Genomic DNA, 6070 nt, shown 5'->3' on the forward strand with positions numbered 1-6070 from the left:
CGCCGGACGCTGGGGCGCCGCCGCCGCGGCCCTCGCCCTCGCCGCCGCGCTCGCGTCGCTGTCGCTGCCCGTGGGATCCGACCCCAACGCCGTCCGCCTCTTCCTCGCCGCCCTCCTGGGCCTCGCCGTCGTGAACGGCGTCGGCGTCGTCGCGGTCGCCTCGGTGGCCGGCCGCGTGGGCGCCGGACCCGCCCGCGTGCGCGCCGTGCCCGCCCTCCTCGTCCTCTCGGCGACCGCCGTGCTCGTCTCGCGCGCCTTCGGTCTCGCGCCGCCCATCGTCATCGGCCAGGTCCTCGGCCTCGTCGCCGACGACCGCGACGACCGGTCGCGGGCCCGCCTCGCGCTGGTGCAGTCGGGGGCGCTCGCCACGCTGGGCCTGGTGGCGTGGATCCTCTACGGCCTCGTGCCCGCCGACGGCGGCATGTGGCCGCAGCTCGCGAACGAGCTGCTCAGCGTGATCACGCTCGCGGCGCTCAGCTCCGCGGCCCTCGCGCTCGCGCCAGTCTCGCTCGTCCTCGGCCGTTCGCTCCTCCTGCGCTCCCTGCCGCTGTGGGCCGTCGTGAGCGTCGCCGTGCTCACGCTCGCGTTCGCGGCCGTCGCCACGACCGCGAGCGGCGTGCCGGCCGGGGTCTGGGTCACCGCGCTCGTCGTCTCCGCCGCCTTCGCCGCGACGAGCGTCGGCGTGTGGCTCTGGATCCGCGTCGTCGAGCCCTCCCTGCAGCGCCCGTAGCACCGCTCCCCCGTCGCTGTCCGGCTGCCGCGCCGCATCTGGTGCGGACGGGCGGCCGAGGCCACACTGGGTCCGTCGCCGGCTCCGGCGGCCTCGAGATGGCCCGCGCGGCCCCGACGGCAGGAGTCCTGCATGAGCACATCGAGCACGAGCCTCTGGTCGGCGCTCACCCGGCGGAAGCCCGTGGACGCGATCGAGGCGGAGCCGGGCGCGGCGACCGAGGAGGGCGGCCTCACCCGCTCGCTCGGCCTGTGGCAGCTCACCGCGATCGGCGTGGGCGGCATCATCGGCACCGGCATCTTCACGCTCGCGGGCACCGTCGCCAACCAGACGGCCGGTCCCGCGGTCCTCATCTCGTTCCTCATCGCCGGCATCGCGAGCGCGGCCGCCGCCCTCTCCTACGCGGAGTTCGCGGGCATGATCCCGAAGGCAGGATCCGCCTACACCTACGGCTACGCAGCCCTCGGCGAGATCGTCGGCTGGTTCATCGGCTGGGACCTGCTGCTGGAGTACACCGCCATCGTCGGCGTGGTCGCCATAGGCGTCTCCGGGTACGCGGGCTTCCTCCTCGACCAGCTCGGCATCGACCTCCCCGCCTGGATGCTCGGCGCGGCCGGCACGGGCGACGGCCACGTCGTCGACCTGTTCGCCGTGATCCTCTGCCTCGGCACCGCCTTCGTCCTCACCCGCGGCATGAAGAGCGTCGGCCGCTTCGAGCTGTACCTCGTGGGGCTCAAGGTCGCGCTGGTGCTCGTGATCGTCGTGATCGGCTTCACGCAGATCACCGGCGCCAACTACCAGCCGTACTTCCCGTTCGGCGCGGCCGGCGTCTTCACGGGCGCCGCCACCGTGTTCTTCGCGGTCTTCGGCTATGACGCGATGAGCACCGCGGCCGAGGAGTCGAAGGACGCGACCAAGCACATGCCCAAGGCGATCCTGCTGTCGCTCGCGATCGCGATGGTGCTCTACGTGCTCGCGACCGTCGTCCTCACGGGCATGCAGCGGTACACGGACATCAACCCGGAGAGCGGCTTCGCGACGGCGTTCGAGTCGGTGGGCCTGCCCGCCGTGGCGAACGTGGTGGCGGTGGGCGCGATCGTCAGCGTCGTCACCGTGATGCTCACGTTCATGCTCGGCGCGTCGCGCGTGTGGTTCTCGATGAGCCGCGACGGCCTGCTGCCGGGGTGGTTCGCGGTCACCGACCGGAAGCGCAACGTGCCGACGCGCGTGACGTGGATCATCGGCATCGGCTCGGCCCTGTTCGCGGGCTTCCTGCCGATCACGGTGGTGGCGGAGCTCACCAACATCGGGATCCTGCTGGCCTTCGTCGTGGTGTGCGCGGCCGTGATCGTGCTGCGCTACAAGCGGCCGGAGATCCCCCGGGCGTTCCGGCTGCCGGCCATGCCGGTGGTGCCGATCATCGGCATCGGCTTCTCGCTCTGGCTCGTCTCGTCGCTGCCGTGGGAGACGTGGGTGCGGTTCGCGGTCTGGCTCGTCATCGGCCTCGTGATCTACCTCACGTACTCGCGCCGCAACTCGGTGCTCGCGGCCGACAGCCCTCGGAACCGCCGACGCGGCTGACGACCGCCCGCACATGCGACAGGGGCGCCGCCCACCTCGAGAGGTGGGCGGCGCCCCTGGGTGCGCGCGGGGAGCTAGTTCGCGGCGCTGGTGTTGACCGANGGGTAGAACCCGCCCTTGGTGACGGCCTGGTTGTTCAGGTACACGATGTTGAGCACCTGGCCGGGCGTGCGGCTGAACGCGATGCCGTTGGCGTCCGTCGGCACGAGGTTCGCGCCGCCGGAGACCGTGACGCCCTGGTCGAGGTCCGTGGGGCCGTCGAGGGAGTCGCGCGCGTTGGAGATCGCGTTGGCGGGCTCCGCCAGGCCGCGGGCGAACAGCTGCGAGCGGATGATGCCCGCGTGGTACGCCTCGACCGCGAGGATCCCCGCGGCCGCCTCGAGGTACGTCTTGTTCGTGATGAGCGGCGCGGCGCCCTTGTAGGCGGTCACTCCGACGTCCTCGAAGATGAACGACGCGAGCAGGAAGTTCTCCTGGTTCGCGAACGCGTCGAACTTCTCGCCCGGCTTGATGAGGCCGGCGGCGGTGGCCGCGGCGGAGAACGCCGCGTCCAGGTCGATGGCGGGACGGGCGACCTTCGCGGAGCCGAGCGCTGCACGCAGGAACTTCACGTGCGCCTTCTCGTCCTGCGCGATCTCGTACGCGTACTGGCGGATCGCGTAGTCCTTGAACTGGACGGCGCGGCCGCCCGTGACGCCGCCGGGCGTGCCGACGCCGGAGATGTCGTTCGGGACGAGGCCGTTGCCGGTGACGGCGCGGAGGTAGAACTCGGCCTCGAGGTACTCGAGGTTGAGCGCGAAGTTGAGGACCGCCGCGTCCGTGACCGCACCGGCGTCGGCCTCGGCCTGGGCGTCGGCCGCCTGGGCTCCGGTCGCGGGGATGAGGGCCGCGGCGCCGACGCCGAGACCCGCGATGCCCGCCGCGCTGAAGAAGCGACGACGGTCGAGGGGCGACTGCGCGCTCCTGTCGATGGCCTGGGTGATGAACTTCTTGTCGAACATGGACGAGCTCCCTTGATCGGCGCGGCCGTATCCCAGATACCGGACGCATGTGGTTCGAACGCTAAACGTGTGACAGGCATCCAGGAAGAGCACGGGGCACTGGTTTCACTGGATGTCGGAAAGCGTTCGGAGCGCGGACAGGATCGGTTGGGGCCGGATGCCCGCAGATCTCGGGCGGCGGATCAGGTCGGGATGACCTTGAAGAGCACCTTGCGCGTCACCATGAACCAGATCGCCGCGAGCACGAGCGTGTGGACCACTGCCCCCTGCCAGGGATTCGCCCTGTCGAGGAACGGCAGGCTGCCCACGATCAGCACGAAGAACACATGGACGATGAACACGTAGAGGCTCGCGGATCCGAGCGGCGTGTAGAACCAGCCGAACGCGCGGTCCACGGGCTTCCACACCCGCGTGAGGAACGTGTACGCGACCACGAGCATCAGCGCCAGGTCGAGCAGGCGGCCGGGCTGGAGGAACGTGCGCTGGTACATCGACTCGTACAGCGACGAGTACAGGCCGTCGGGCACGCCCGGCAGCTGCACGCCGGAGGTGTGGCCGGCCCAGAGCACGGCGAGCGCGCCGACGTACGCGACGAGCCCTATGGACACCAGCACGCGGCCGACCCGGCCGGTCAGGGCGTGCGTGATCTGCCTGCGGTAGTAGCCGATCACCATGCCGTTGAGGAACGCGACCTGCCACGTAAGCAGCGGGAACACGTCCTCGAACATCGACGGCAGCACGCGGATGTCGAACTGCGCGTTGAGGACGTACGCGGCCCAGCTGACGATGAGCACCACCCACCACATGCGGCGGCGGAGCAGCCACACGACCGCGGGGACCAGGAGGGTCAGCACCACGAACAGGCCCATGATGTTGAACACCCACGGGCCCATGCGCAGCAGCAGCAGGTCGCGGATCGCGTACCAGGGCGGCGGGTAGTCGAGGAGGCGCGCGCCGTTCGGGTAGAGGTCGTAGACCTGCCCGGTGGTGACCTTGCCGTCGGCGCCTGTGCCGCGGTCGGTGAAGGTGGTGATCACGTCGGTGTCGAGGAACGGCACGAACGTGAGCGCGAAGACGATGACGACCACCGCGATCGCCACGATGTACTGCTTGAACGCGCGCCGGAGGATGGAGACCAGGGCCTTCACCTCGCCGAACCTCTTGACGGCCATCGGGTAGACCATGCCGAGCACGAGACCGGAGAGCAGCACGAACATCTCGGCGCCCGTGATGGCGCCGATCGCGTTGATCGTCACGTACGAGTACGGGCTCGCGAGCTCGATGTGGGTGATGACCACGGCGACGATGGTCCAGCCGCGGAAGAGGTCGAGGCGGCGGTCGCGGGGCGAGTCCTCGTCCGGGTAGCGCCAGCCGGGCTTGAGCCGGCCGATGGGGCCGGAGATCACGAACAGCAGGAGCAGCACGACCGCGCACAGCACGATCCAGCCCATCTGCTCGTCCTCGGGGGATCCGGGGTCGCGGTACTGCGCGGTGGCGACGTTCGCGCGCTCCTGGTCGAAGACCTGGGTGACGGGGCCGAGCGTCGCGGTCGCCGGATCCAGGTGCGCCAGCAGCGCGGACGCGACGGCCGGGTCGCCGGTGGCCCGCCAGTCGATGACGGCGCCGTCGGCCTCCGCCTCCTCCCGCTCGACCTCGCGCCAGACGACCATCCCGATGCCGGGGTGCTCGGCGCGGGCGTCGGCGGAGAGCACCTGGTCCCACCACGCGCTCTTGATGTCGATCTCGCTGGCGCCGTCGGTGCGCGCGGGGTCGTAGAGCGCGCCCGTCTCGATCACGGCCGGCTTGCCGGTGCCCTCGATCCACTCGGCGCCGAAGTCGCGCCCCGCGCCGCCCTCGTCGGCGTAGCCGTACTCCCCCGCGAGCTCGCGGGCGTACTTGCCCTCCTCGGGCACCACGTTCTCGCCGAACTCCTGCTGCGGGATCACCTCGCCGCCCAGGTAGTCCTGGGTCGGCTGCCCGACGGTGAAGTCCTGCTCCGACCCGAAGTGGGAGGCGGACAGGCCCACCCAGTCGACGGCGTCGTCGCCCGGGTAGTACGGGCGGTACGCGTCGTCGTCGACGTCGACGCGGCCGTTGCCGTCGGTGTCGAGCTCGGCGATGGAGCGCGTGCCGGACGCGTCGGTGAGGCCGTCGGCGGATCCGAACGGGTAGCCGGCCGCGTACGCGGGCGACCAGACGGTCACCGCGCCCGCGTCGGAGTCGTGCACGGCGTCCGCGACCTGGCGGAACGCGGCGACGTACGCGGACGGCTGCTGGCCCCAGGGGGTCCACGAGCCGTTCATCTCGGGGGCGAACCGCACGAGCGCGCGGGAGTCGTAGCGCTCGCGGAGCGCCTCGAGCCGGCCCGTGAGCGCGGTCGCGTCGGCCGGGGTCAGCTCGGTGAGCGGCACGGTCGGCTCGAGCGTGAGGAAGAGGAGCGATCCCTGCTGCGCGGCCTGCTGCGCGAACTGGTCGAGGTAGGTGACGTCGTCGGATCCGAGGGGGTAGCGCACCGACTGGCCGAGCACCGCGGGGGTCGCCCCGAGGCGGTCGGCGTAGCTCTGCGCGTCGTCGGCCGTCCAGTCGATGATGCCGCCGAACCAGGGCGCCTCGGGCGCCCGGGTGAGGTCGACCTCGTCCGCGGGCGCGGCCGGCGCGGTGGCCGCCGGAGCGGCGGCGGACGGCGCGGCGAGCGCGGCCGTCGCCGGGACCACGGCGATCGCGAGCGCCACCAGGGCCGCTGCCCAGCCGCCGATCC

3 protein-coding genes and 1 pseudogene are annotated in these 6070 nt (G+C 71.7%); 2 read left to right on the forward strand and 2 right to left on the reverse strand.

What is annotated here, in order from left to right; all coding sequences use genetic code 11:
- Positions 1 to 730, forward strand: a pseudogene (locus DZG00_RS11110) (hypothetical protein); the annotation flags it as partial.
- A 132-nt stretch (positions 731 to 862) separates the two neighbouring features.
- On the forward strand, positions 863 to 2311 hold the full coding sequence (locus DZG00_RS11115) for an amino acid permease (RefSeq protein WP_119383093.1): 1449 nt from the start codon (positions 863 to 865) through the stop codon (positions 2309 to 2311).
- A gap of 74 nt (positions 2312 to 2385) precedes the next feature.
- On the opposite strand, the gene DZG00_RS11120 is transcribed toward DZG00_RS11115, so the two are convergent.
- Together DZG00_RS11120 and opgC are read right to left on the reverse strand one after the other, a co-directional pair.
- Positions 2386 to 3312, reverse strand: a complete 927-nt coding sequence (locus DZG00_RS11120; protein ID WP_119455626.1) for a ferritin-like domain-containing protein — start codon at positions 3310 to 3312, stop codon at positions 2386 to 2388.
- Positions 3313 to 3494: 182 nt separating this feature from the next.
- Positions 3495 to 6070 (reverse strand): OpgC domain-containing protein (opgC, locus tag DZG00_RS11125; protein WP_311135917.1); only part of this gene is annotated, 2576 nt, incomplete at its 5' end.

It is taken from the genome of Clavibacter lycopersici (genome assembly GCF_003576405.1).
GTDB classification, from domain to species: Bacteria; Actinomycetota; Actinomycetes; order Actinomycetales; family Microbacteriaceae; genus Clavibacter; species Clavibacter lycopersici.